The 22,976-nt window shown below is 69.1% G+C and carries 18 protein-coding genes; 4 read left to right on the top strand and 14 right to left on the bottom strand.

Going from position 1 to position 22,976, the window contains the following annotated elements:
• Nucleotides 1-14: 14 nt before the first annotated feature.
• From RUTHE_RS09860 to RUTHE_RS15505, 13 genes are all read right to left on the bottom strand, one after another.
• On the bottom strand, nt 15-2,510 hold the full coding sequence (locus tag RUTHE_RS09860; protein WP_021098249.1) for a motility associated factor glycosyltransferase family protein: 2,496 nt from the start codon (nt 2,508-2,510) through the stop codon (nt 15-17).
• Nucleotides 2,507-6,241 (bottom strand): hypothetical protein, encoded by a 3,735-nt coding sequence (locus RUTHE_RS09865; RefSeq protein ID WP_245542228.1) that lies wholly within the window; start codon nt 6,239-6,241, stop codon nt 2,507-2,509. Before RUTHE_RS09865 ends, RUTHE_RS09860 begins: the two co-directional genes overlap by 4 nt.
• Nucleotides 6,138-7,079 (bottom strand): hypothetical protein, encoded by a 942-nt coding sequence (locus RUTHE_RS17580; protein WP_021098251.1) that lies wholly within the window; start codon nt 7,077-7,079, stop codon nt 6,138-6,140. Before RUTHE_RS17580 ends, RUTHE_RS09865 begins: the two co-directional genes overlap by 104 nt.
• A 52-nt stretch (nt 7,080-7,131) precedes the next feature.
• Entirely contained in the window at nt 7,132-7,461 is a 330-nt protein-coding gene (locus RUTHE_RS09875; protein WP_021098252.1) for an inositol monophosphatase family protein, read from the bottom strand.
• 7 nt (nt 7,462-7,468) lie between these two features.
• Nucleotides 7,469-7,945: an inositol monophosphatase family protein gene (locus RUTHE_RS15500; RefSeq protein WP_021098253.1), complete on the bottom strand. Its 477-nt coding sequence runs from the start codon at nt 7,943-7,945 to the stop codon at nt 7,469-7,471.
• On the bottom strand, nt 7,942-8,667 hold the full coding sequence (locus RUTHE_RS16675) for a 2-keto-4-pentenoate hydratase (protein ID WP_021098254.1): 726 nt from the start codon (nt 8,665-8,667) through the stop codon (nt 7,942-7,944). Before RUTHE_RS16675 ends, RUTHE_RS15500 begins: the two co-directional genes overlap by 4 nt.
• The gene (locus tag RUTHE_RS09890) at nt 8,667-9,245 is read right to left on the bottom strand and encodes a D-sedoheptulose-7-phosphate isomerase (protein ID WP_021098255.1); all 579 of its coding nucleotides are present in this window, start codon (nt 9,243-9,245) and stop codon (nt 8,667-8,669) included. Before RUTHE_RS09890 ends, RUTHE_RS16675 begins: the two co-directional genes overlap by 1 nt.
• A gap of 25 nt (nt 9,246-9,270) precedes the next feature.
• Complete coding sequence (locus RUTHE_RS09895; protein WP_021098256.1) at nt 9,271-10,323, bottom strand: Gfo/Idh/MocA family protein; 1,053 nt, start codon at nt 10,321-10,323, stop codon at nt 9,271-9,273.
• A gap of 189 nt (nt 10,324-10,512) precedes the next feature.
• Nucleotides 10,513-11,517 carry a sulfotransferase family 2 domain-containing protein gene (locus RUTHE_RS09900; RefSeq protein WP_021098257.1) on the bottom strand — a complete coding sequence of 335 codons (1,005 nt, stop codon included), beginning with the start codon at nt 11,515-11,517 and terminating at the stop codon, nt 10,513-10,515.
• 25 nt (nt 11,518-11,542) lie between these two features.
• Nucleotides 11,543-12,223, bottom strand: coding sequence for a hypothetical protein (locus tag RUTHE_RS09905; RefSeq protein ID WP_021098258.1), 681 nt, complete (start codon nt 12,221-12,223; stop codon nt 11,543-11,545).
• 137 nt (nt 12,224-12,360) lie between these two features.
• A complete protein-coding gene (locus tag RUTHE_RS09910; RefSeq protein WP_021098259.1) occupies nt 12,361-13,278 on the bottom strand; it encodes a phosphoglycerate dehydrogenase in 918 nt (305 codons plus the stop codon).
• Nucleotides 13,279-13,359: 81 nt separating this feature from the next.
• On the bottom strand, nt 13,360-14,028 hold the full coding sequence (locus RUTHE_RS09915) for an acylneuraminate cytidylyltransferase family protein (protein ID WP_021098260.1): 669 nt from the start codon (nt 14,026-14,028) through the stop codon (nt 13,360-13,362).
• 133 nt (nt 14,029-14,161) lie between these two features.
• Entirely contained in the window at nt 14,162-17,665 is a 3,504-nt protein-coding gene (locus RUTHE_RS15505; protein WP_021098261.1) for a M10 family metallopeptidase, read from the bottom strand.
• Nucleotides 17,666-17,949: 284 nt separating this feature from the next.
• Here RUTHE_RS15505 and RUTHE_RS09925 point away from each other — a divergent pair, with 284 nt between their 5' ends.
• The 3 genes from RUTHE_RS09925 (at nt 17,950) to phoB (ending at nt 20,150) form a co-directional block, all read left to right on the top strand.
• Nucleotides 17,950-18,294 carry a hypothetical protein gene (locus tag RUTHE_RS09925; RefSeq protein ID WP_144079655.1) on the top strand — a complete coding sequence of 115 codons (345 nt, stop codon included), beginning with the start codon at nt 17,950-17,952 and terminating at the stop codon, nt 18,292-18,294.
• A 402-nt stretch (nt 18,295-18,696) separates the two neighbouring features.
• Nucleotides 18,697-19,455: a phosphate signaling complex protein PhoU gene (phoU, locus tag RUTHE_RS09930; RefSeq protein WP_021098264.1), complete on the top strand. Its 759-nt coding sequence runs from the start codon at nt 18,697-18,699 to the stop codon at nt 19,453-19,455.
• Nucleotides 19,452-20,150 carry a phosphate regulon transcriptional regulator PhoB gene (phoB, locus tag RUTHE_RS09935; RefSeq protein ID WP_021098265.1) on the top strand — a complete coding sequence of 233 codons (699 nt, stop codon included), beginning with the start codon at nt 19,452-19,454 and terminating at the stop codon, nt 20,148-20,150. Before phoU ends, phoB begins: the two co-directional genes overlap by 4 nt.
• A 118-nt stretch (nt 20,151-20,268) precedes the next feature.
• Here phoB and RUTHE_RS09940 read toward each other — a convergent pair whose 3' ends face one another.
• Nucleotides 20,269-20,877 carry an alpha-ketoglutarate-dependent dioxygenase AlkB gene (locus tag RUTHE_RS09940; RefSeq protein ID WP_021098266.1) on the bottom strand — a complete coding sequence of 203 codons (609 nt, stop codon included), beginning with the start codon at nt 20,875-20,877 and terminating at the stop codon, nt 20,269-20,271.
• Nucleotides 20,878-21,050: 173 nt separating this feature from the next.
• Here RUTHE_RS09940 and dnaK point away from each other — a divergent pair, with 173 nt between their 5' ends.
• Nucleotides 21,051-22,964 (top strand): molecular chaperone DnaK, encoded by a 1,914-nt coding sequence (gene dnaK / locus RUTHE_RS09945; protein WP_021098267.1) that lies wholly within the window; start codon nt 21,051-21,053, stop codon nt 22,962-22,964.
• Nucleotides 22,965-22,976: the final 12 nt, after the last annotated feature.

Genomic DNA, 22,976 nt, shown 5'->3' on the forward strand with positions numbered 1-22,976 from the left:
CAGGACGGCAGGCGTCAACCTGCCCTTTCACGGATGAGTTCGTCGAAATCGCGGCGCGGGAAGATCTCGAGCCGCCCGCCCCGGGTGGCATTGACGATCCGCCCGCCCGTCGTCTCGAAGGCCACCCGGGCATTCAGGAAACCGCTCGAGATGTCGCGCCAGGTGGGCGGGCACCAGGGTCTGGCTTCGCGGTAGGCGGCGATGAAGTGGTTGCCCTCCTCGAAGGAGACGGGGAAGGGATAGCGGGGATCGCGCCGCAGCGTCATGGAGAAGGAATAGTCGATGCCGTAGAGGGCGACATCGCGGATGCCCATCCAGTGCGCCATCTGCAGGGCCACGAAGACCGAGGACCCCCCGACCGAGACATACTGGCCCGGATGCCGCGAGAAGAGCGGCAGCGGATTGTCCCCCGGCGGCAGATGGACATAGGGCCCCTTCAGGGGCGGCATGACCGAAAGGGGCTGGCAGAACAGCGCCAGCCCGGCCGAGCGGTCGATCATCTCCTGCCCGAAATCGCGGATCATGAGCGTATCGGCCGAGACGACATAATCCTCCCGCAGGGGGTGGCTGTCATAGCTGAGATGGAAGCGGTTGAAGCAGAACACGAAGCAGAACACCACGTCATCGGCAGGGATCGCCGCGAGATCCTCGAGCCGCACCGAGGGGCCGTTGCCCACGATCCAGCCGCGGCGGCCCCGATGGATGTCCTGGAGCTTCTGCAGCGGATCCGGGGGCGGGGCGGTCGGCGCGGCCAGCAGAGGGGCCACGGGCAGGACACGCTGATGGACGGATTCGGCGGAGGCGAAGCGGCTGGTGGCGCGCCGCTGCCACAGGGACAGTTCGCTGCGCGTTGTCAGAGGCAGCGGCACCGAGAAGGAGACCGCCACACCGCCGATATCCGGCATGGGCCGGTGTTCGGCCTGGGACAGACCCATCTGGAATCCGCTCCATCCGATCGCCCAGGACGAGGGATCGCCGCCTCTTGCCCAGAAGGCGCCGTGCAGGATCGCGCCATCGCGATGCAGCATGGCGATCTCGGCCTCGAGCGGGAGGAAGCGTTCGGAGGGCACGAAATACTCGGTCAGGACCCCCTCGGCGCCATGCAGCGCGATGCGCAGACCGCCCTGCAGTTCCGTGGGGCTGGCGATGAGGCCGCCTTCCAGGGCGATGATGCGCTGGCGCCGCTGCTGGTCGTTCGGAACCAGCCGGTAGAGCTCGCGGCCCTCGGCATCGAGCAGCCGGACCTCCTCGATCCCCGCCGATCCCCTGATCTGCATCCGTGCGAGCACGAGATGCGTGAGAGGGTTCCACAGCACGGCCGGTTCGCCCAGAAGGACCGGAACGCGGCGGGGGCGGGGAGGCGCGGCGGCAGGGATCGCGGCAAGGCCCAGCCGTTCGGCCGCGCGGCGACGCTGCGCCTCGATGACGCCCTGGGCCTCTTCCGCGATCCGGCGATAATCCTCGGTTCCGAGGGCCGCCGGATCGAGGAGATGGGCCAGGACCAATGCAAGCATCTCCGTGCGGACCGGCAGGAGACCCTCCTGCCCCTCGATCCGCCACAGCGCCGCATCGCGCGGATGGACGAGGACCGGCGTCCCCAGCGCCAGCGCCGCCAGCGCGACGCGCATCAGATCGGGGGTGAGCCAGGGCAGCCAGAGCGCCCGTGCCCCCCCGATCAGCCCGGCCAGATGGGTCCAGTGCGGCTGGACGAGCGCATCGGGCAGCATCTGTGCCAGATCGGGCGGAAAGCCGATCAGCACGATTTCGGGGGCAGGCACGCCGCGCGCCGCCATCGTCCCGAGGGCCGCGCGCAATCCGGCGAGGGTCATGCCGTCGAGCCAGCCGATCCCGGTAGACAGCACGACAACCGAGCGGGCCTTGCTCAGGAAGGCGTCGTCGAAGGGAAAGACCAGGGGGATCTCCTCCGCGGAGGCCAGAAGATCCCGCGACCCTTGCCGGCTTCTGCGGCTCTCCTCGTGCAGAAGCCCGGCCAGCCGGGCATGCCAGCGATATCCGCCGGCATCGGGCATCCGTCGGGCGGCCTCCTCGTGCCAGGCGGCGTGACCGGCCCCGGAGAGGATCATCTCCCCTCCAGCGGACCGCAGAGGGCTGGCCAGCGGGGCGAGGAGGGGATCGGCCAGGACGATCCGCGCAGGCCGCAGGCGCTCGGCCAGGGCGGCCAGTCTCTCGATGCGGCGGGCGGGCAGCCAGGACCGGAAGGGATCCGCCTCGCCCTCCGCCTGGGCCGGCGGGGGAAAGCGGCCGGCCGCCATGCGGCGCGGCCAGGCGAAGAAGTCCGGTGTCCCCTCTCCCCGTTTCCGCCGCCCCGGGAAGAGGCGATCGGACAGGGCCATCCGCATGCGGTCGGCCCATTCGGTGCCCCAGGGATCCAGCGTCACCATGCGCACCTCGCCTGCGGTCGAGAAGGCGCTGCGCAGGGCCTCGGCCGCGCGCTGGCGCGGGCTGCCAAAGGGAAGGGCCAGAGCCGTATCGAAGATGAGGGTCGTCACGCCGATCGCGCCTCTTCAGGGGTGGGCCGGGGGTCGGACAGGGCTTCGGGAAGGACCCGGATGGCGGGAGGGTCCGGCTCCTCACCGGAAAGGACAAGGACGGCCTCCCAGCCACCGCCGGCCACCGGACGGGGATGGACGATGCGGCGCGTCTCCCCCTCCCTGTCCGCCGTCAGCCCCCAGGGCGCAGGATCCGGCCCCGACAGGCGCAGGACCACCCGGCTGCCGGCCAGGCCGACGATCTCCGCGCTCAGGCCGGCGGGCAGGGCCAGCAGACTGCCGGGATCGGCCAGGGGGTCCGCGACGGCTGCCAGCGGCTCCACGTCCAGGCTTCGCAGCAGGATCCCGAGACGGCGCGCATCCGCCGACAGGCCGATCTGCGCCGGGGCCAGGGCATCGGGCAGGGAGAAGGCAATGCTCCGGCTACCCTGGGGAAGGATCAGCGCCACGATCTCGGGCGGGCCGATCCGCAAGGTCAGGGCCGGCTCCCCGTCCAGGGCGAGCAGAACCCTCTGTTCCGGCAGGCCCGCCGGCACGAAGGCCGACAGATCGACAAGGGCCAGCGCCTGACCGCCGATCGGGGCCGGCAGCACCAGGCGCGCCCCGGGCCCGTCGCTCCAGCAGCCGATCGGCTCGGGCTGGGACCAGCCCTCGGCCAGAAGCGCCTGCCCGCCATTCGGGGCGCCGCTGCTGGTGAAGGCATAGCGGGCGGGCAGGGGCAGGGGCGCGTTGTCCGCCGCCAGGCGGGCCGCCATCTGCCAGTGCTCCAGCAGGGCTGCGATGTCTTCCTCCGCCCCGATCCACGGCTCGGTGAAGAGCACAAGACGCCGGTGGGCCGGCCCTGCGGCCTGCTCGCCATCGGACCAGATCTCCACGCCACGCAGCCGGACGGCTGGCCCCAGCAGGGCGACCGTCGCCGTCTCCCGGGCGGGGCCATCCTCTTCCAGGGGCAGCCAGGCCTCCCATCGTCCGTCGTCATCGGCGACCGGCGCCACCAGGGTGGCCCCGTCCGGGGCCCCGATCTGCAGTCCCGCGGGCACCGGCCCCGATCCCAGGATCCGCAGGGCGCGGGCCCCCTCCGGCAGGTCGATCATCCAGGACCGGATCCCCTCGGGCGGGGCCTCGGACCGCGCGAGGCAATGCGTCAGGGACCTCGCGGAGAGGCTGCGCAGCGCCAGCCCGAGTTGTCGGGAATCCGGCCCCATGCCGTGATCGGCAGGACGGCAGGCATCCGGGAATTCCAGCAGGAGATGATCGAGGCCCCGCCGGGTCAGACTTGCGGGGAGAATCGCCGTGAAGGCGGCCGCCCCCCGTCTCAGGACCGCCAGACCGAGGGGCACCGCCCCCGATCGCAGCCTGACCCGCTGGAACCGGGGGGCGGTTTCGCCGGCGGGCAGGAAGGCCTGTCCTTCGAAGCGCAGGAGGATGGCATTGCCGGCCAGGGCGGGCTGGAAGCCCAGGGCCGCCATCGCCCCATCCGACCAGACCCAGTCCGGTTCGGGCGCCGACCAGCCGGCCAGGGGATAGGCAAAGCCGGTCTCCGCGCCCTGCCCGAAGCGGCAGGACAGTCTGTCGCTCTCGATCCACAGATGCGGTGGGGCGAGGGGGGCCCGCGGTTGGGCTGCAGCCGCCCCGGACGGAAGCGGCAAGGCCGGCGCGGCCGAGGAAGGCCCTTTCAGGAAAAGGGCCATGAGCGTGACGCCGGTTTGGGAGTCCGCAGGCCGCGGCTGCTCCGGCGTCAGCACCAGGATCTGCCGCTCCCCCGGCCGCCAGGCATGCCGGGGGACAGGCAGCACATGGCTGGAGACGCCGGCAGGGATGCTTGCGATCCGCCCGAGGGTCTGCCCGTTCAGCAGCACCCGGAGGGCCAGATCGGGCTCCGGCTGTCCGCTGAGACGCAGCAGCAGCTCGATCATGGAGCCGGCCGGCAGGGGGGCCTCATCCTGAAGGCCGAAGCTCAGCAGGGCAGCCTCCTGGCCCATGCGGGCGCCATAGAGATCGCGATCCCTCCAGCCCGAGACCAGCAGACCCGCCGGCACCGGCAGGGTATTGCTGAGGCTGACAACCTCTCCTGCACCGATCCGCACCGGACGGACCGGCACGGTTTCCCGGGGCTCCCGGCGTCCCCGATCGAGGGCGATCCGGTCGAGCAGACGCAGCGGACGGGCCGGCGGCAGCAGCCCGGCCAGCAAGGCCGCAAGGCTGCCCTCCGGCGGTGCCGGCGGCCGCAGGGCCGCCCTCAGATCCGCGTCCAGGGTCTCGCTGCCCTCCTGCAGGAGGGGCCATCCGAGAGCCCTCAGCAGAAGGCGGCCTGCCTGGTCCCCCGCTCCGAGGGCCAGCCCCGCCGCGGCACCCGCCGCGGACAGCAGCCGGGCCAGTTCCGCCTCGGAGAGGATCTCGAGCGCCCCGGCCTGTCCCAGCGCCGGCGGCAACCCGCCGGCCCACAGGCGGCGCGGCAGGATCACCCGCAGCCGGTCGGTCCAGGGCTCGACGGCCGCGAGGGTCCGCAGCAGATCCGGGGACAGCTCCTCGATCACCCGGTCCGGCAGAAGCAGGATGACCGCCCCCGCCTGCGCAGCCAGGAGCGAGCGGCGGGCCAGACGGGCATCGGGCACGACCTCTCTCTGTCCGGGCGGCAGAGCGGCCGCCAGAAGGACCGGGCCTTCCTCCGCCGGCCCGCCCGCCCCGTCATGCAGGAGAAGCTGGAGGCCCCGCCGGCCCTGCGGCAGGTCCATCCCGCATCCCAGGATGGCGAGCGAGGTTTCGCCCGCCTCGGCCAGCCGCGACGGGATCGCCTCGCGGGGCAGCCTCTCCACCCGGTCCATCCAGGGCAGCAGATCGGGTTCCCAATCGGCCAGCCGTTCGGGACCGGGCGCATCCTCCGGCAGCAGCAGGCGGCTCCGCCAGCCCTGCCGCCGCAGGGCCTCGCTCATCTCCGCGAAGGCAGAGAGCTGCAACGGCGCCTGCAGAAGCCGGACGGGATCGGCCGCAAACACGGCCTCCGGCAGGGAGGCGGCGACAAGACGGGATCCGGCCGGCCGTTCGAGCAGGGCGGGCCAGTCCGGATGCAGGGGGATCCCCCCCAGCGGCATCGCCTTGCGCTCCTGGGCCCGCAGCAGGGCGCAATCGGCGACAAGCGCCATGTCCTCGGGCCATCGCTCGATCACCCCCTCGACCTCGAAGGCGCAGCTGCCGTCCGGCAGGGGGTGCAACGGCATCTCGGGCAGGTTAACCCCCTCCAGGGTGCAGCGGAGCCGGTCCTCGGCCGCGGCCCCGGCAATGCGGCCGCGCAGGCGCAGCGTGCCCTCCCGCACCTCGCCCTGAGCATCCAGGAGATGGATCCCGCCCTGATGGCGGCCGGCAAAGGCCCGTATGGCCGGCGCCTCGGACAGCGATGTCCGGGGGATCGGCACCGCAGCGGGCGGGGCCGGGATCGTCGCGATGCGATCCTGCGCCTCTGCGAAGAGCTCCAGCAGGCGGCGCCCGGCCGAAAGCGTATCGGGCGGCTCGGTCAGCAGGCTGCGCGGCAGGGGAGGGCCCGGCGGTCCGTCCAGCGCCGCGCGGACGGCGGCGGCGAAGGCCTCGGCATCCCCGATCGGGACCGGCCGCAGGGCGGGGCCGGCCACCTCATGCAGCAGGGGCAGGTCGTAGCAGACCGTGGGCACCCCCATCCAGGCGGCCTCGACCGGCGGATAGCCGAACCCTTCGAAATAGGACGGAAAGAGCAGCAGCCGCGAACGCGCGAGAAGGCGGGAACTTGATCTCGTCGCTGATGCGCGAATGGACCTCGATGGCGAAATCGCGCGCCGGGGCGAAATGCCGCCGCAGCGCCTCGACATAAGGGGCGGGGACCCCGCGGCCGAAGATCAGGCTCAGCAGATGCCCCTCGAACAGGTCGGGCGGCAGACGCAGCAGATCATGGGCGCCCTTGTGGGGATCCTCGATGCGCGCGAACATCGTCACCCGGCGCCGGAGATCGGGGGAGACCGCGCCCTCCAGCCCCTCTGCCCGCGCGGCGGCCAGATCGTTGATGGGCGGATGCCAGTGACCGAAGACCAGCCTCGCCCCCTGGGTGCCTTCGCCGAAATACTGCCGTGCCGGTTCCACCCCTTCGGCCGCGATCGTCACGACAAGACCGCCCCGGGCGACAACCTGCCGCCAGGATTCGGTCGGCATCGGCGAGCGAGGGAAGGGCGAGAGGGCGTTGTACCAGTTGGGCGTCTCGAAGCTCAGCAGTGCGATGCGGGCGTCGCTCTGGCGGGCATGATCGAGGGCGGCGTTGTAGAACCGGCTGTCGAAACTGCCGGTGGGGATCACCACCACCCAGTCCGACCGCAGATCCGCGGGCAGACGGAAATCATTCCCCACCACCTTGCGGACCGGCCATTGCCGTTCATAGGGGGCGAAGTCGCCGTCGAAGACGGGACGATTGTTGGTGACATAGGTCACCTGCGCCCCGGCCCGGGCCAGCGAATAGGCCAGGATCAGCGACAGGTATCGCCCGCCGGAATAGACCCCCGGCGGCATGGTGGTGAAGACCGTTACCCTGGCCGGATCCGCGACCCCCATCCTCATCCGTCCTCCGGTGTTTTCCGCCGCATCCCCGGCCCTGTCCGCATTCTCAGCGGCCTGTCACAAGTCCCTCCAGGGCAGCCCCGAGCCTGTCGGCACAGGCGGGATGACAGGCGAGGCTGCGTTGCGCCCCCAGCCGCATCATCGCCGCGGGGCGGCTCCAGTCGGCCGCATCGGCGGCCGAATGCCAGATCGCCCCGGCTTCCTTCAGCACCAGGCCCGCCGCCGCCTCGTCCCAGATCCGCGCCTCGACCGAGGCCGCCGCCGCCAGCGCCCCCTCGGCCACGGCGCAGAGCTGGATCGACTGCGCCCCGAGATTGCGGATCTTGCCGATCTCGCGCAGCCGCTTCCAGCGGGTCCCGGCATCCGGGGTCGCCATCAGTCGTCTATTCGATCAGGCCCGTCGAAAGCCCCACAAGCGTCCGCGGGCGTTCCGGGCAGGCGCAGGGGCTGTCCGTCCCGCCAGGCGCCGCCCCCCGGCGCGCCGCATGGAGACCCCCCCCAGGCAGCCCGAGCACCGCGGCCAGCCGCGGCCCTTCGGCATCCACCAGGGCGACGCTGATGCCGAAAAGGGGCAGGCCGGCGATCAGGTTGCCCGTGCCGTCGATCGGATCGACGACCCACCAAGCCTCGCAGGGGCCCTCTTCCTGCGCCGCACGCTCCTCGCTCAGCACCGGCACGCCGGGCAGGAGACGGCCGAGCGCCTCGGCCAGGAAGGCATCCACGGCCAGGTCCACATCCGTCACCCAGTCCTGATGCGCCTTGGCCTGCACATGTGAGGGTCGCACGGCCCGCGCGCCTGCCTCGCGCAGCACGCCGCCCAGCGCCGCGAGCAGCGACACCTCGTCCGCCTGCAGCATCATGGGCCGGTCGTCTCCATCGTGATCCGCAGCTCGAGCACCGGCTGCCCATCGAACAGCAGGCGCAGCCGGGAGCCGGGCCGATAGGGCAGGCAGGCCGTGATGCCGCCGGTGGCGACCCATTGGCCGGGCGCCAGGGGTTGCCCATGCGCACGGGCCAGAGCCAGGAATTCCGCCAGAAGATCGGCGGGCGGCGCCGACAGATCGGCGATGCGCCCCTCGGTCAGAAGCTCTCCGTCGACCTCCTGGCCGAGCCGGCCATCGGCGGGGGGCGGCCCCTCCTGCAGGGGGCCGAGGATCAGCGCCCCCGCCGCACAGCGATCGGCCACCAGCGCCGCGACCCCGATTCCCGGCAGCCCCTCGAGCGGAGAGGACGGCATCTCGAGTGCGACGCACCAGGCATCCGCGCCGCACAGATCCGGGGCCAGGCGCAGGGCGATCTCTGCCTCGCCCTTCAGCTCGGCCAGGGGAAAGCCCGGGGCGCGGGCGGGCCTGTGCAGGATCTCGTCCCGCTCCAGCGCCCCGTAATAGAGACGCTCCACGCCAAAGGCGGCGCGGCTGGCGGCATTGGTGCCGCCCAGTTTCCAGCCGCCCCAGCGATCCGGCTCGGCCCGTTGCAGCGCCGCCTGTCCGGCATAGGCCGCCTCGAGCGAGGCGGGCCGCTCCGCCTCGGACAGGCGGAGGGGTTTCAGGGGGCTGCGCTCGCGACGCAGATAGATCCCCATCACGAAGTCACCACGGCCCGCGTTTCGTATTCGGCCTTGCCGATCACGAGATCGATGGTCGCGGTCAGCCAGATCGCGTGCAGGTTCTCCACGACATTGTAGGCATGCGAGGGGACCCAGAAATCCAGGTCCGAGGCGGCGCGCAGGGGGTTGTCCGCATCGCGCCCGGTGAAGGAGACGACACGCAGACCCATCTTCCGCGCCGCATGGGCGGCATGGACCACCGAGGGCGAGCGGCCCGAGGTGGAGATCAGCACCGCCACATCCCCCGGATCGGCATAATGCTCGATGGCCTTGGCCATCCAGTGATCATAGCCGAAATCATTGGCAAAGCAGGTCATCAGGTTGGGGTCGTGGAAGGTCACGCCGCGCACCCGGCCCTGCTTCGTGAAATCGACGGCCCCATGCTCGGCGATCGAGGCCGAGGCCCCGTTGCCGGCGAACATCATCTTCGCGCCCGCCTGGCGGACACCGAGCGCGATGTCGGCAAAGGCCCGGATACGGGCCTTGACCCCGTCATCGACAAGGAGACGGCGATATTCGGCGAAATAGGGATCGAGGAAGGCATCTTCGGCCACGATGGAACTCCCGGCAGGTGGCGTGTCAGACGCCTTCGAGCTGGTCGGCTTCGGCATTGAGGCGCTTGTAGAGCCGCGGAGCCGTATGCCGTTCGGTCGCATAGATGCGGTCGATCAGCTCCATCACCCGCAGTGCGCCGAGCGAATCGCCTGCCGCAGGGCCGGGCCGGCCGGTCCGGATCCAGCCGGCGAAGGCCAGGGCCTCGCGGTCCCAGCTCTCGTCGGCATCCCAGGTCTGGGAGGATTCCTGTTCCCATGTCGCAGCCGGCGCCACGGAGCGGTTGCGCGCCACGACAAGCTGTTCGGCCCCATAGGTGCCCGATCCCGTCTTGAGACCGTTGAGCACCATGTAGCCGCGCTCCATGAACACCTCGAGGGCGAAGAGATGGCGCCACTGGATCATCGTGGAATGCAGCGAGGCGACACAGCCCGTGCGCGAATTGCGGAACTGGGCAAAGACGTTGTCCTCGATGCCCGGGGTATTCCAGTAGAGATGCGAGACCATCGCCTGCACCTCGTCGAAATCCCCGCCCAGATGCAGGAACAGGTCGAGCATGTGGATGCCCTGGTCGATCAGGATGCCCCCGCCCGCCAGTACGGGATCCGCCCGCCAAGTGGACAGGTAGTTCTCGTCCACCGACTTGCCATAGCGGCCCCGCATCCACAGCACGCGGCCGAATTCCCCGCCTTCGACGATCTCCTTCATGCGCACCGCGGCCCCGTGATGGCGATGGTTGAAGCCATACATCAGGACACGCCCCGCCCTGGCCTCGACGGCGCGCACCTCGCGCATCTCGGCGGCGTTGAAGGCGGGGGGCTTCTCGCAGAAGACATGCTTGCCGGCCTTCAGCGCGGCGATGGTCAGATCCTTGTTGAAGGCATTGACGGTGCAGACATGCACGGCATCGATGGACGGATCGTGCAGGATCGCCTCCGGCGAGGCGACGGCAAGCGCCTCTGGCACCGGATCGCCCGGAAAGCCATGGATGGCGACAACCTCTCCCGTTCCGTTCCGCAGCACCGCCTGGTGCCGCGTCTGCCCCATCTTGCCATAGCCGATGATGCCGAAGCGGATCATGATCGCGCCCTCCAAACTGGTCGATTCGAAAGATTTCATAAAAAAGATGAACAACCTGCGCTGTTGGTAACAGCCGCCTCACGTGGCGGCAACATCAGAAACGGCGATGCCCTGCCTACTCTGCCAACCCTCTGCGCGAATGCCTGCCGATTGGGCAGCCCGGGAACTGTCCCCGGACCTGTCACCACCTCATGACAGGAGTGCGACGTGCTGCCGTTCCTCGGGATCGAGGGCCTCTGACGCAAACCTGCCATGCAGGGCGGCCAGCATCGCATCGTCGCGCCCGCGGAGGGCGGCGGCGATCCGCTTGGCGAAGCGGATGTTGCGGCGCAGGGCCTTCTCGAAGAAGGCCTGGGCGCGGCCGGGATCCTCCTCGAGCAGCTCGATGCCGGTCAGATAGAGGGAATGGGCATCGTTGTTGGCCTCGAGGGACCGGTTCGTCCGTGTCACCTTGGCGAAGGAGCCGATCACGCGGGCATCGACCGGCTGGCGCGTCAGATGCGCCTCGCAGGCGCGGAGGAGAGCGGCGCGGGCGATCTCGTACATCGCCGTCTCGCGCCGGTAGCGGTGGAGGAACTGGGGCAGATCGGCAAGCGGCAGGCGCTCCTTTTCGCCCCTGTTGACATTGTAGGACTTCACCTCCGGGGCCGGCATGTCCAGAAGCTGGAACAGCAGGGCAGCCGAGCGTTCGAAATCCTCGCAGAGGCCGACGAAGTCGATCCCCTCCCGCATCCAGTCCACGACCTCGGCCTCGATGCGGAAATGGCGGACAAGACTGTATTTCCGATAATGCTGGGCGAATTCGGCGATGCTGTCGGTGACGGCGGGATCGCGGAGCCTGCGGAAGGCATGCCAGCTCTCCAGCCGGTCCAGGGGATGCCGCAGGAAGGTGAAGCGGAAGAGATTCTCCCCCGCGCGGTAACCCAGCCTGCCCAGATCGTCCTGCAGGAAGACGGCATCATGGCCGTAGACCACAAGCCGTCCGGCAGGCCGCGATCGCCCTTCGAGACGGGCCAGGGCCGCCTTGCGATCGGCGGGGTTGTGACAGGGGATGGCCCTTGTGCCGTAATGCGCGATCAGGGCCTTTTCCACCGTCGTGCCGGCCGTCTTGTGGGCATGGAAGAAGATCACCAGATGATCGGGATGCGCCAGGATGCGCCGCAGGTCGTCATAGCTGTCATCGAACAGGAGCATCGGCCTTTCCCGTGATTTTCCGTGATCATGTGGCTGGCGACGGATCCGGAGCGGCCCGGTGCAGCCGGCCTTCCGCCCTCAGCCGCCGCAGAAACTCTTCCTCGGCGGCAAAACGCTTGCGCAGGACGGTCATGTCCTCTGCCGAATAGCAGGACAGGTAATCCTGTTCCTGATCGGGATTGGCGTTCAGACGAGGCAGGCTCTGATTCGGAAAGCCCAGCTCGGCGCACAGGTCGCGATAGGTCTGCTCAAGACGGTCGTAAGGGACGAATTCATCCACGAGGAGAGCCCCATCCGCGCCCAAGGCGAAATCCGGCACCGTATCCTCATTGACATACGGGCTGCGCAGATAGGCAGAGAAGGACATCCCGTCGATCCAGGGATATTTGGCGCTGTTCTTCCGGTGATGGCGCTGACAGTAGAAATAGAAGGAGGCAACCCGTTCGGGATAGGGCCGCAGCGAGACCAGATACACCCGGGTGCGATCCTTTCGCAGACCGGTCAGGGCCAGGATCTCGCGCGCCTTGGCATGTTTCCACAGCCCGCCCGCCCGCGCCCCCGCCTGGCTGCGCGCCTCGCCCTCCCGGGTATAGCCGTAGAACTCCACCCGCCGGGGCGGCAGCAGGTCGATCAGCCCCCGGCAGAAGGAGGTGCCTCCGGCCTTGCGCAGATGGACGATGACGATCTTGCGGTCGATGATGAGCATGGGCCTCGCAGGAGTGGAAGTTCGGAAGAAGGAGAGCAGGCCATCCCGTTGCGACCTGGCATCAGCCCCCGGCGATGAAGAGCGGCTCTTGTGACATGGGGCGCCACAGGGCACTCCGGGGACCGGCCGGTCCCCGGTCACCCCAGCACGGACGCCAGATTGCGCAGCGTGTTGGCATGAACCGCCTCGACAGCGCGCAGGCCGTTGTTGGCATTGTGGCTGCTCAGCACGACATTGTCTAGGCGGCGCAGCGGGCTGGAGGCCGGAAGCGGCTCCTCCTCGAAGACATCGAGCCCCGCCCCGCCCAGATGGCCCGACTCCAGCGCCGCCACGAGCGCGGCTTCGTCCACCAGCGGCCCGCGCGCGACATTGACAAGGATCGCCCCCCTGCGCATCGCGGCGAGGAAGCGCGCATCGACGATATGCCGGTTCTCGGGCGTGAGGGCACAGGCGAGGCAGACCACATCCGCCCGCGCCGCCAGATCGAGCGGCGGCACGGAGCCGGCCACGAAGGGGTCATGATGGATGACCTCCATGCCGAAGGCCCGTCCCAGCTCGGCGATGCGGCCGCCGATCGCCCCCAGGCCGATCATGCCGAGCGTGGCGCCGCGCAGCTCCACGCCTTGGGGCTTGGGCCAGGCGCCGGCGCGGATCGCCCGGTCGATCGCGGCCAGATGCCGGCGCAGCATCAGGATCAGGCCGATCGCCACCTCGGCCACCGCATCGGCGAAGGCGCCGGGCGAGTTCAGGACCGGCACGCCCAGTTCGGCCGCCGCTGCCCGGTCGATGCTGTCGAGCCCCGTGCCCCATTTGGCGATCACCCGCAGACGGGGCAGGAAGGCGGACAGCACGTCCCGGGTGATGCGGTCGTCGCCGGCCAGCCAGCCATCCACTTCGCCGGCGAAGGCCAGGCACTGGCCTTCGTCCATGAACTGGCCATAGGTCACGCGATCCGGCGCCCAGAGGGGCTCGTGACCCATGGCGCGCAGCGCGGCGTCGAAGCGGTCCCGCTCCTTCAGCATCATGATGTTGCTCACCAGCACCTGCGCCATCATCCACCCCCTGTCCTGCGGTTCCGTCCTGTCCTGTCGCCTGCCCCCGGGGGCAGGCCACATATCGCCCGGCCTGACAGCCGATCAGGCTCCATGCACCACGGGCCAGAGCGCCGCGGCGATGTCCAGATCCTCCTGCGTCTTGATGACATGCCCGGCCATGCGGCCCACGGAGGCCAGCCCGATGCGCCCGGCATAGGTCGCACAGGCCCCGCGCTCGGCCGCCTCGAGGAAGGTCGCACGGCGCCAGGCCGTCACCGCCCAGACGATGCGGCGCACCGGCTCCAGATCCTGGCTGTTCTGCTTCCTCGCGAAGGTGAAGTTCACCGGCTGGCCCCGGTAGAGGCATTCGAGATTCTCGTCCACGACGCTCATCACCGCGTCATGCTCGTCCCGCTTCACGATCTCGAGGAAGGCGCGCAGATCGGCAACCGTCAGCAGCGGCGCGATGGAATGGACCTGCACGACCCAGTCGCAGTCATGGGCGCGCAGGAATTCGGTGACGAATTCCTCGCTCGTGGCCTCGTTGGAGCCCAGCTCCTCGGGGCGGCGATGGAAGCGCGCACCCTCGGCCTCGGCGATGGGGGCGAAATCGGGATGTTCGGAATTGACCCAGACCTCGTCGAAGGCGCCTGCCGCCTGCGCCTTGCGGATGGCATGGACGATCAGCGGCGCGCCCGCGATCGGGGCGAGGTTCTTCTTCGGCAGGCGCTGGCTGCCCATGCGGGCAGGAATCATGGCGAGGATCTTCAAGGCGGCTCCCCCGGTCTGGACAGGTCGTGAAGCGTTCTAGACGGGCCTGTCGCAGAGGTCCACGATGCGGTCCACGGAAAACGGTCCCCCGCAGGACGGGGGACCGCTGCTGCACGGACGGCACCGGCAGGGTTCAGAAGATGAACTCGTTGGCCGTGAGGTTCGACGCCAGGATGCCGACCAGCGTGATGGTGTTGGCATTGGCGGTGATCACGGCCCCCGAGGCCCCCTGGGTGAGATGGTTGCTGACCAGATCGGCAAAGCTCGTGATGGCGGCCACGCCCGAGAGATCGATCTTCTCGAAGGGATCGGAGATCGAGAAGTCGAGGATCTCGTCGATGCCGAAATTGCCCGAGAAGACGAAGGTGTCCGAATTCGAGCCGCCCCGCAGCGTGTCGTTGCCGGCCGCACCGGTCAGGATGTCGTTGCCGCTGCCCCCGTCGATCGAGTCATCGCCGGCGCCGCCATGCAGCACGTCGTGCCCCGTCCCGCCAAGCAGCTCGTCATTGCCGTTTTCGCCGCTGAGGCTGTCGTCACCGTTGCCGCCGTTGAGTGTGTCGTTGCCGGCACCGCCGCTCAGCACGTCGTTGCCGTCAAGCCCGTTGAGCCGGTTGTCCGCCCCGTTGCCGGTGATCATGTTGTCGAGCGCATTGCCGACACCGTTGATCGACACCGCACCGAGCAGGGTCAGGTGCTCCACATCCGGCGACAGGGCGCTGAGACTGTAGCTGACCCAGGCATAGATCGAATCGGTGCCCCCGCCCGCACTTTCGAAAACGCGGTCGCCGCCATTGTTGACGTAGTAGGTGTCGTCGCCGAGGCCTCCATACATCATGTCCGCCCCGGCCCCGCCATCCAGCAGGTCGTCATCGGCCCCGCCATAAAGGGTGTCGTTATTCGAGCCGCCATAAAGGCTGTCACTGTGCGCCTCTCCGTACAGTATGTCCCGCGCCGTGCCGCCTTCCAGGATGTCGTTGCCGTCCCCGCCCAGGATCATGTCCGCGCCGCCGAAGCCGAAGACGCTGTCGTCCCCTCCGTTCGCCACGATGGTGTTGGCCCGGCGACTTCCCGTGATCGTGTCGCCATTGTCCCCTGTCTCGAGATTCTCGACGCCCACGATCGCCGCGCTGAAGGCCGTGCCGTTGGAGTAGGTGCCGGCAGCGAGATCGACGATGAACGGATCGAAGGCGAACGTCTGGAGGATGACCAGGTCGATGCCCGCGCCGCCGTAGAAGTCGTCGTAGGACTCGCCCGAGACATAGACCATCAGGTCGCTGCCGTCCCCGCCATAAAGGGTGTCGCGCCCGCCCCCGCCATAGAGGATGTCGTCGCCGCCGCCGGTGCGGATGATGTTGGCGCCGGCCGTGCCCCAGATCGTGTCGTTGGCGCCACCGGTCCAGACCTCCTCGAAGCCCTCGAACCGCTCGATCGTGCTCCAGTTGGAGGGCACGCCCGTGGCCATGTCAAAGATGTACTGCACGTTCCCGAAGCTCAGGTCGAGGATGTCCCAGCCCGCGCCGCCGTAGAATGTCTCCGCCCCGAAGCGCGCGCGCATGACATCGTCGCCGCCGCCGCCGTAGAGCGTGTTGCCGTTGCCGGCCGAGATGATCTCGTTGCCGCCTGAGCTGTCGTAGAAGATCTCGATCGACTGCATCGCGAGCGTCGGGCTGTTGGCGAAGCTCGTGATCATGATCTGGTTCAGGAAGTCGAAGGTCGAGCCCGCGGTCGAGTCGGCGGCGTGGCTCAGCGTGTCGGTGCCCGTGCCCCCATAGACCGCGTCGTAGTAGCGCCCGGCGAGCGAGATGAAGGTGTCGTTCCCGGCCCCGCCGTAGAAGGTCTGGGTGCCCCAGGTTCCCGTCATCGTGTCGTTGAGGCTCGTGCCGATGACGGTTTCCACGCCGAGGATCGTCTGCGCCCCTTCGGCCCCGCCGGTCGTGTAGGTGCCCGCGTCGAGGTTCACGTTGACGGCGGCCCAAGTGTAGCCCGACATGCTCAGGGTATCGACGCCGATCCCGCCGAAGATGTCGTCGATGAAGTTGCTCCCGAAGATCGAGACGATGTCGTCGCCGGCGCCCCCGTAGATCTGGTCCACGAACAGCCCGCCGTCGAAGCTGTCGTTGCCGGCCCCGCCGTAGAGAACGTCCTCGCCCGAGTGGCCGTAGAGCGTGTCGTCGCCGCCATTGCCGGTCAGCGTGTTGGCGACCTGATTGCCGTAAATGGTGTCGTGGCCCGACCCGCCGATCGCGTTCTCGATGATGGAGCGCAGGTCGCCGTTGAAGAGCAGCGCATTGGCGATGTTGCCGCGCGCATAGTTGCCGTTGCCCAGATAGGCCAGCTGGGTGCTCGAGAAGGTGGACCAGCCCCCGGGATTGAGATCGAGCGTGAGGTCTGTCGTGTAGTTCGACAGATCGTAGGTGTCGATGCCGCCGCCGTCCCAGATCGTCGCGAAGATGCGGTTGGCGCCGGGGTTGATGGCCACGTTCCCGTTGACGAGGGTCTGCCCCGTCGTCGGGCTCCAGGTATAGACGGTGTTGCCCGAGTTGGTCGTGTAGTCGGCGCCGTACATGTATTGCAGCGCGGCGATGTCGTACATCATGAAGGTCTGGGCAAAGCCCCAGGTCTCGTTCGCGAAGCCCGAGCTGCCCACATAGGACCGGTAGGGCATCACCGAGAATTCCTGCCCGAGCAGATGGGACGGCATCGCGCCATAAACATTCGTCTCGTGCCCGTGCTTGAGCCCGAGACTGTGGCCAAGCTCGTGGAGCACCGCGAACCAGTCGAAGTTGCCCGCCACGGGCGAGCGGTAGCCCACGCCGAAGAAGGCATCGCCGCCGGCCACGCCGCTGCTGGGGTAATAGGCATAGGCCGCTGCACCGACGGTGTTGGGATCCGATGTGTTGGCGACGCGGATCGTCCCCGTGCCCACGCCGCTGCCGGCATAATCGATGGCGAGATTCGTGAAGCCCTCGACGCCGAAGCCGGCCGCCCCGGAAGGCTGCGTGTAGATCGCGCTGTTGAGCGCGAAATGCACCGCGATCATCTGCTGGGCCGTGACCTGCGAGAAATTGGTGAAGGCCTCGGGATGGCTCGCCTGGTAGTCGCTCCGGGAATCGGGGTCGGAATAGGTGATCAGCGTGTTGTTCCAGCGCACCGCGCTCAGCAGCCCGTCGATGCCCTGATTGCCCGAGGCCGCGACCGAGGTCGCGGTGGCGCCCGACCCGTTGTGCTGCGGCCCGTCGCTGCCGACGGGCGTGGCCGTCGGATCGCTGAGCGTGGCGCAGAAGGGGCAGCCGCAGTCCGCCACGGGGGCGACCGTGCCGGTCACGCCAGTCGTGGCCTCGGGCAGGGCGAAGACGGGGCCGAGCCCTCCCACCGGCAGCGGAAACGGAGAGAGGGAGACGAAGCCCTCGACGGCGATGTCGGACAGGCGGTCTGTCAGAGCGGCATCGGCGCCGGCGGCCACCGTCGCCGCCCGTTCGGCGTTCAGACCAGACTCTTCCCCAAGGCCGCCCTCGACCGCATCGCCGATCGGGGTGTCCCGCGGTTCGTCCCCTGGCTCCTCCGGGATCTCCGGGAACGGAGGCTCCTCGTTCAGCTCGGCCGTCTCGCCGAGAAATGCAGTCAGATCATGGGCCATGGAAAAGCTCCGTCCGGAGATCAAAAAGAAAGAGACACGAAATGGCCCAATGGTAAACTTTTCTTGACCCAGCGGCAACGGGAGAGTTGTCATGTCACCCCGGACAGTCCTAGATGGCGGGCGTGGCGCAGTGCCCGCAGATGCCGGAGGCCCGTCCGATGCGGTTGCGTGGATTCGTCCTGGCCGTCCTCCTGCCGGGCTGCACCCTCGCCGCAGGAGAGATCGGGAGGCAGACGGGCGGTCCTGCCGCTCCCTCGTCGGCCTCCATCCCAGGGAACCCCGGCATGTCTGCTCCCCCGGTCCTGCCTCCGCCGCAATACAGCCCGGACGAATCGGCCCGTCGGGCCTTTGATGAGGCTTCGGCCGCCGGCAGCAGCGCTGCCCTGATCCTCTTCCTCGCGCGAGAGCCGGACAGCCCCTATCGCGACGAGGCGCTTGCCCGGCTCGAGGCACGCCGCCAGCCCGACCCGCCGGGGACGGCCGCCGCCCTCGCCCCGGCGGATGCCGCTGTCATCGAGGCCTTCGATGCCGCGCGTCTGGCCGGCAGCCGCAGCGCCTGGGAGGCCTTCCTGGCCGCCCATGGCACGCATCCCCTTGCGGCGCTGGCGCAGCAGCTCATGGCGCGCTGAGACGGCTCGCCGCGGCGGGTCATCGCCGCAACCGTCATCGCACTGTCACGAAACCGTTGCAGAAGCCTCATTGAAACGCCCTAGCCGGGGTGCTGAGGTGGACGGCAGGCCGCAGCCGCGCCACCCTGGGGAGAGGACTCGAGGAGAGCCGATGACGAATGCCCTGACAGCCCTCGTCTTCCGTGCGGGCATCCGTCCGGCCCGGCCCCGCAGGAACGGGGGCCCGGTCCGGGGATCCGGCCGGGCCGGTCGCCCCCCTGCCACCGCCCCCCGGGCCAGGTCCGGCAGAGCCCTGCCCCGACCGCGCGCGGAGCGGGTCGGCAGGCCGGAGATCTTCACCCGTTCCAGGACAAACAGACCGGATCCGGCATCCCGGACCGGATCGGCCGAGGAGTTCCCCCGATGAACGAGCCCCATACCCTCAAGGCCTATGACCGCGATCTCGAGACGCTGCAGGCGCATGTCCTCAAGATGGGCGGCCTTGTCGAGGAGGCGATCCGCCACGGCGCCGAGGCGCTGGCGCGGCGCGATGCAGAGACCGCCGACCGGATCCGCCGCGGCGACCGCGCCATCGACGCGCTCGAGCAGCAGATCGTCGACGAGGTGGCGCGCATCATCGCGCTGCGGGCACCGATGGCCAGCGACCTGCGCATCCTGCTGACGGCGCTGCGGCTGGCCAACAGCCTCGAACGGATGGGCGACTATGCCAAGAACGTCGCCAAGCGGGTGACCGTCCTCGCCTCGCTGCCGGCCTGGGGGGTCGAGGCCAGCCTCGGGCGCATGGCGCGCGAAGTGGGCGAGATGCTGCGCGACACGCTCGATGCCTTCGTGCGCCGCGACGAGGCCATGGCCCGCGACGTGCTGCTGCGCGATGAGGCGCTCGACCAGATGTACAACGCCCTGTTCCGCGAGCTGCTGACCTTCATGATGGAGGATCCGCGCACCATCACGCCGATGATGCATCTGCATTTCATCGCCAAGAACACCGAGCGGATGGGGGACATCGTCACCAACATGGCCGAACAGGTGATCTATCTGGTCACCGGCGAACGGCCGCGCGAGGACCGTCCGAAAGGCGACCGCACCGCCTATGTGGGCGCGCCCGACGACCTGACCGCCGCGCTGTCCGGCGATCCCTCCGGCGGGTCCCGCGCGCCATGAGAGAGCCCTCGCCCTTCGCCCCGCATGTCCTTCTGGTGGAGGACGAGCCTGCCCAGCGCGAGCTTCTGGCCTGGAACCTCGCGGCCGAAGGCTTCCGCGTGACTGAAGCGGCAAGCGGCGAGGAGGCGCTCGAGGCGCTTGCCCTCGATCCGCCCGATGTCGTCCTGCTCGACTGGATGCTGCCCGGCCCGTCGGGGATCGAGATCTGCCGGCGGCTGCGCGCGCGCGCGCCGACGCGGAGCCTGCCCGTCATCATGCTGTCGGCCCGGGCCGAAGAAGCCGACCGCATCCGCGGGCTGGAAGGGGGGGCCGACGATTACGTGGTCAAGCCCTATGCCGTGGCCGAGCTGATCGCCCGCCTGCGGGCCCAGCTCCGCCGCGTCCGCCCGGCCAGCGCGGGCGAGAGGCTCGAATGGGGGGATCTCACGCTCGATGCCGAGACGCATCGCGTGACACGGGCCGGCCGGTCCATCCATCTGGGGCCGACCGAGTTCCGCCTGCTGTCCACCCTTCTCGAGCGACCGGGGCGGGTCTGGACCCGCGATCAGCTGCTCGACCGCGTCTGGGGGCGGGAGGCCGAGATCGATCCGCGGACGGTGGATGTCCATGTCGGCCGTCTGCGCAAGGCGCTGATCCTCGAGGGCGAGGAGGACCCCATCCGCACCGTCCGCGGCATCGGCTACGCGCTGGGCTGAGGAGCGGTCCCCGAGCGTCAGCGAGGGGAGGCGCCAGTCCGGGGGACTGGCGCAAGCGACGAAGGCCCGAAGCGGCAGCGCAGGGCGGGGCAGGAGCGGTCCCCGGCATCGCCGGGGCTCAGGTCACCACCCGCAAAGTGACGTTGATCCGCCCGCCCCCCGGCAGGAGATCCGAGGAGCCCGCCCGGATCCGGTCGATCCCGTGGAAGGCAAGCCGCGCTGCCCCCCCGATCACGCAGACATCGCCCGAATGCAGCCAGATGGAGGCGGTCGGCCCACCCCGCGCGGTTCCCCCGACGCGGAACAGCGCCGCATCGCCGAGCGAGATGGAGACGACGGGCTGGGTCAGATCCGCCTCGTCGCGATCCTGATGCAGCCCCATCCGCGCACCCTCGCGGTAGAGATTGACCAGCGCCGATTCGGGTTCGCGCGCGGCCGGGGCGAGGGCATGCCAGACGGCCTGCAGGCTGTCGGGGATCGCCGGCCAGGGCCGGCCCGTCTCCGGGTGGTGCGGTTCGTAGCGATAGCCGCGCCGGTCCGAGACCCAGCCCAGACGGCCGCAGGAGGTCATCGCCACGCTCATCGGCCGGCCCCACCGGGTGACCGGGCGGATCGGCGGAGCGATCGCCATCACGGTCAGCAGATCGGCCAGCATCGCCTCCTGCTCCGCCCGGCTCAGGAAGCCCGGCCAGATCGTCACGCCGCGCAGATCGAGGGGCGAGCTCATCCCGTCTTCTCCTGCATTCTGGTCCGGCGGCGCCCGTTGCAGCCTCGGACCCCCCCTCCTATATAGGCTCCGACCGCGGCGGGCCCTCCCGCCCGCGCGACCCCGCCAACCATCCACAGGGGGCGCCTCGGCAGGGCCCCCACGCATCAGACCGCCTCGAAAGGGATTTGATCATGGCCAAAGTGATCGGGATCGACCTCGGCACCACCAACTCCTGCGTCGCCATTATGGAGGGCTCGCAGCCCCGCGTCATCGAGAACGCCGAGGGCGCGCGCACCACGCCCTCGATCGTCGCCTTCACCGAAGGGGGCGAGCGCCTTGTCGGCCAGCCGGCCAAGCGTCAGGCGGTGACGAATTCGGAGAACACCATCTTTGCCGTGAAGCGCCTGATCGGCCGCCGCGTCGACGACCCGGAGGTCGAGAAGGACAAGAAGCTCGTCCCCTACAAGATCGTGGACGGCGGCAACGGCGACGCCTGGGTCGAGGTGCGCGGCCAGAAATATTCGCCCTCGCAGATCTCGGCCTTCATCCTGCAGAAGATGAAGGAGACCGCCGAGAATTATCTGGGCGAGCCGGTGACGCAGGCCGTCATCACCGTTCCTGCCTATTTCAACGACGCCCAGCGCCAGGCGACCAAGGATGCCGGCAAGATCGCCGGGCTCGAGGTGCTGCGCATCATCAACGAGCCGACCGCCGCTGCCCTGGCCTATGGTCTGGACAAGAAGGATTCCAAGACGATCGCCGTCTATGACCTGGGCGGCGGCACCTTCGACGTGACCATCCTCGAGATCGACGACGGCCTGTTCGAGGTGAAGTCTACCAATGGCGACACCTTCCTCGGGGGCGAGGACTTCGACATGCGCATCGTCAACTACCTGGTTGACGAGTTCAAGAAGGAGCATGGCGTCGATCTCAGCAAGGACCGCATGGCGCTCCAGCGTCTGAAGGAAGCTGCCGAGAAGGCCAAGATCGAGCTTTCGAGCACCCAGCAGACGGAGATCAACCAGCCCTTCATCTCCATGGGGCCGGGGGGTGCGCCACTGCACCTCGTCATGAAGCTCACCCGTGCCAAGCTGGAAAGCCTGGTCGCCGACCTCATCAAGTCGACGCTCAAGCCCTGTCAGGCCGCTCTCAAGGATGCCGGCATCACCACCGCCGACATCGACGAGGTGGTTCTGGTCGGCGGCATGACGCGGATGCCGAAAGTCATCGAGGAAGTGACCAAGTTCTTCGGCAAGGAGCCGCATCGCGGCGTCAACCCTGACGAGGTGGTGGCCCTGGGTGCGGCGATCCAGGCGGGCGTCCTGCAGGGCGATGTGAAGGATGTGGTGCTGCTGGACGTGACGCCTCTCAGCCTCGGGATCGAGACGCTGGGCGGTGTCTTCACCCGGCTGATCGACCGCAACACCACGATCCCGACGAAAAAGAGCCAGGTCTTCTCGACCGCCGAGGACAACCAGAACGCGGTGACGATCCGGGTCTTCCAGGGCGAACGCGAGATGGCCGCCGACAACAAGCTGCTTGGCCAGTTCAATCTGGAAGGGATCCCGCCTGCCCCGCGCGGCATTCCGCAGATCGAGGTGACCTTCGACATCGACGCCAACGGGATCGTCTCGGTCTCGGCCCGGGACAAGGCGACGGGCAAGGCTCAGCAGATCACGATCCAGGCTTCGGGCGGCCTGTCGGATGCCGAGATCGAGCGGATGATCAAGGATGCCGAGGCCAATGCCGAGGCCGACCGCAAGCGCCGCGAGCTGATCGAGGCCCGGAACCAGGCCGAATCGCTGATCCACACGACCGAGCGGCAGATCCAGGAGCATGGCTCCAAGGTCGATCCCTCGACGGTGGAGGCGATCGAGCTGGCCATCGCCGCGCTCAAGGAGGAGATCGAGAGCGACAACGTCCAGAAGATCCGCTCGGGGATCCAGAATGTCACCGAGGCCGCGATGCGTCTGGGCGAGGCGATCTACCGCGCCCAGGCCGCCGAGGGGCCGGAGGGGAGCGATGCTCCGCGCAGCCGGGCCGACGAGGATGGGGTCGTGGACGCCGACTTCGAGGATCTCGGCGAGGACAGGCGGGGCCGCTGAGGATGCGGGCCT

This window comes from Rubellimicrobium thermophilum DSM 16684, from assembly GCF_000442315.1.
GTDB classification, from domain to species: domain Bacteria; phylum Pseudomonadota; class Alphaproteobacteria; order Rhodobacterales; family Rhodobacteraceae; genus Rubellimicrobium; species Rubellimicrobium thermophilum.

Coding starts and splice junctions, on each gene's coding strand:
- RUTHE_RS17580 (WP_021098251.1), bottom strand. CDS start 7,079: ATGGGGGTCGCGGATCCGGCCAGGGTAACGGTCTTCACCACCATGCCG.
- RUTHE_RS09875 (WP_021098252.1), bottom strand. CDS start 7,461: ATGGCGACCCCGGATGCCGGGACCCGCTGGAAGCGGCTGCGCGAGATC.
- RUTHE_RS15500 (WP_021098253.1), bottom strand. CDS start 7,945: ATGATGCTGCAGGCGGACGAGGTGTCGCTGCTCGCGGCGCTGGGCGGC.
- RUTHE_RS16675 (WP_021098254.1), bottom strand. CDS start 8,667: ATGGGGATCTATCTGCGTCGCGAGCGCAGCCCCCTGAAACCCCTCCGC.
- RUTHE_RS09895 (WP_021098256.1), bottom strand. CDS start 10,323: ATGATCCGCTTCGGCATCATCGGCTATGGCAAGATGGGGCAGACGCGG.
- RUTHE_RS09900 (WP_021098257.1), bottom strand. CDS start 11,517: ATGCTCCTGTTCGATGACAGCTATGACGACCTGCGGCGCATCCTGGCG.
- RUTHE_RS09905 (WP_021098258.1), bottom strand. CDS start 12,223: ATGCTCATCATCGACCGCAAGATCGTCATCGTCCATCTGCGCAAGGCC.
- RUTHE_RS09910 (WP_021098259.1), bottom strand. CDS start 13,278: ATGATGGCGCAGGTGCTGGTGAGCAACATCATGATGCTGAAGGAGCGG.
- RUTHE_RS15505 (WP_021098261.1), bottom strand. CDS start 17,665: ATGGCCCATGATCTGACTGCATTTCTCGGCGAGACGGCCGAGCTGAAC.
- RUTHE_RS09925 (WP_144079655.1), top strand. CDS start 17,950: ATGTCTGCTCCCCCGGTCCTGCCTCCGCCGCAATACAGCCCGGACGAA.
- phoU (WP_021098264.1), top strand. CDS start 18,697: ATGAACGAGCCCCATACCCTCAAGGCCTATGACCGCGATCTCGAGACG.
- phoB (WP_021098265.1), top strand. CDS start 19,452: ATGAGAGAGCCCTCGCCCTTCGCCCCGCATGTCCTTCTGGTGGAGGAC.
- RUTHE_RS09940 (WP_021098266.1), bottom strand. CDS start 20,877: ATGAGCTCGCCCCTCGATCTGCGCGGCGTGACGATCTGGCCGGGCTTC.
- dnaK (WP_021098267.1), top strand. CDS start 21,051: ATGGCCAAAGTGATCGGGATCGACCTCGGCACCACCAACTCCTGCGTC.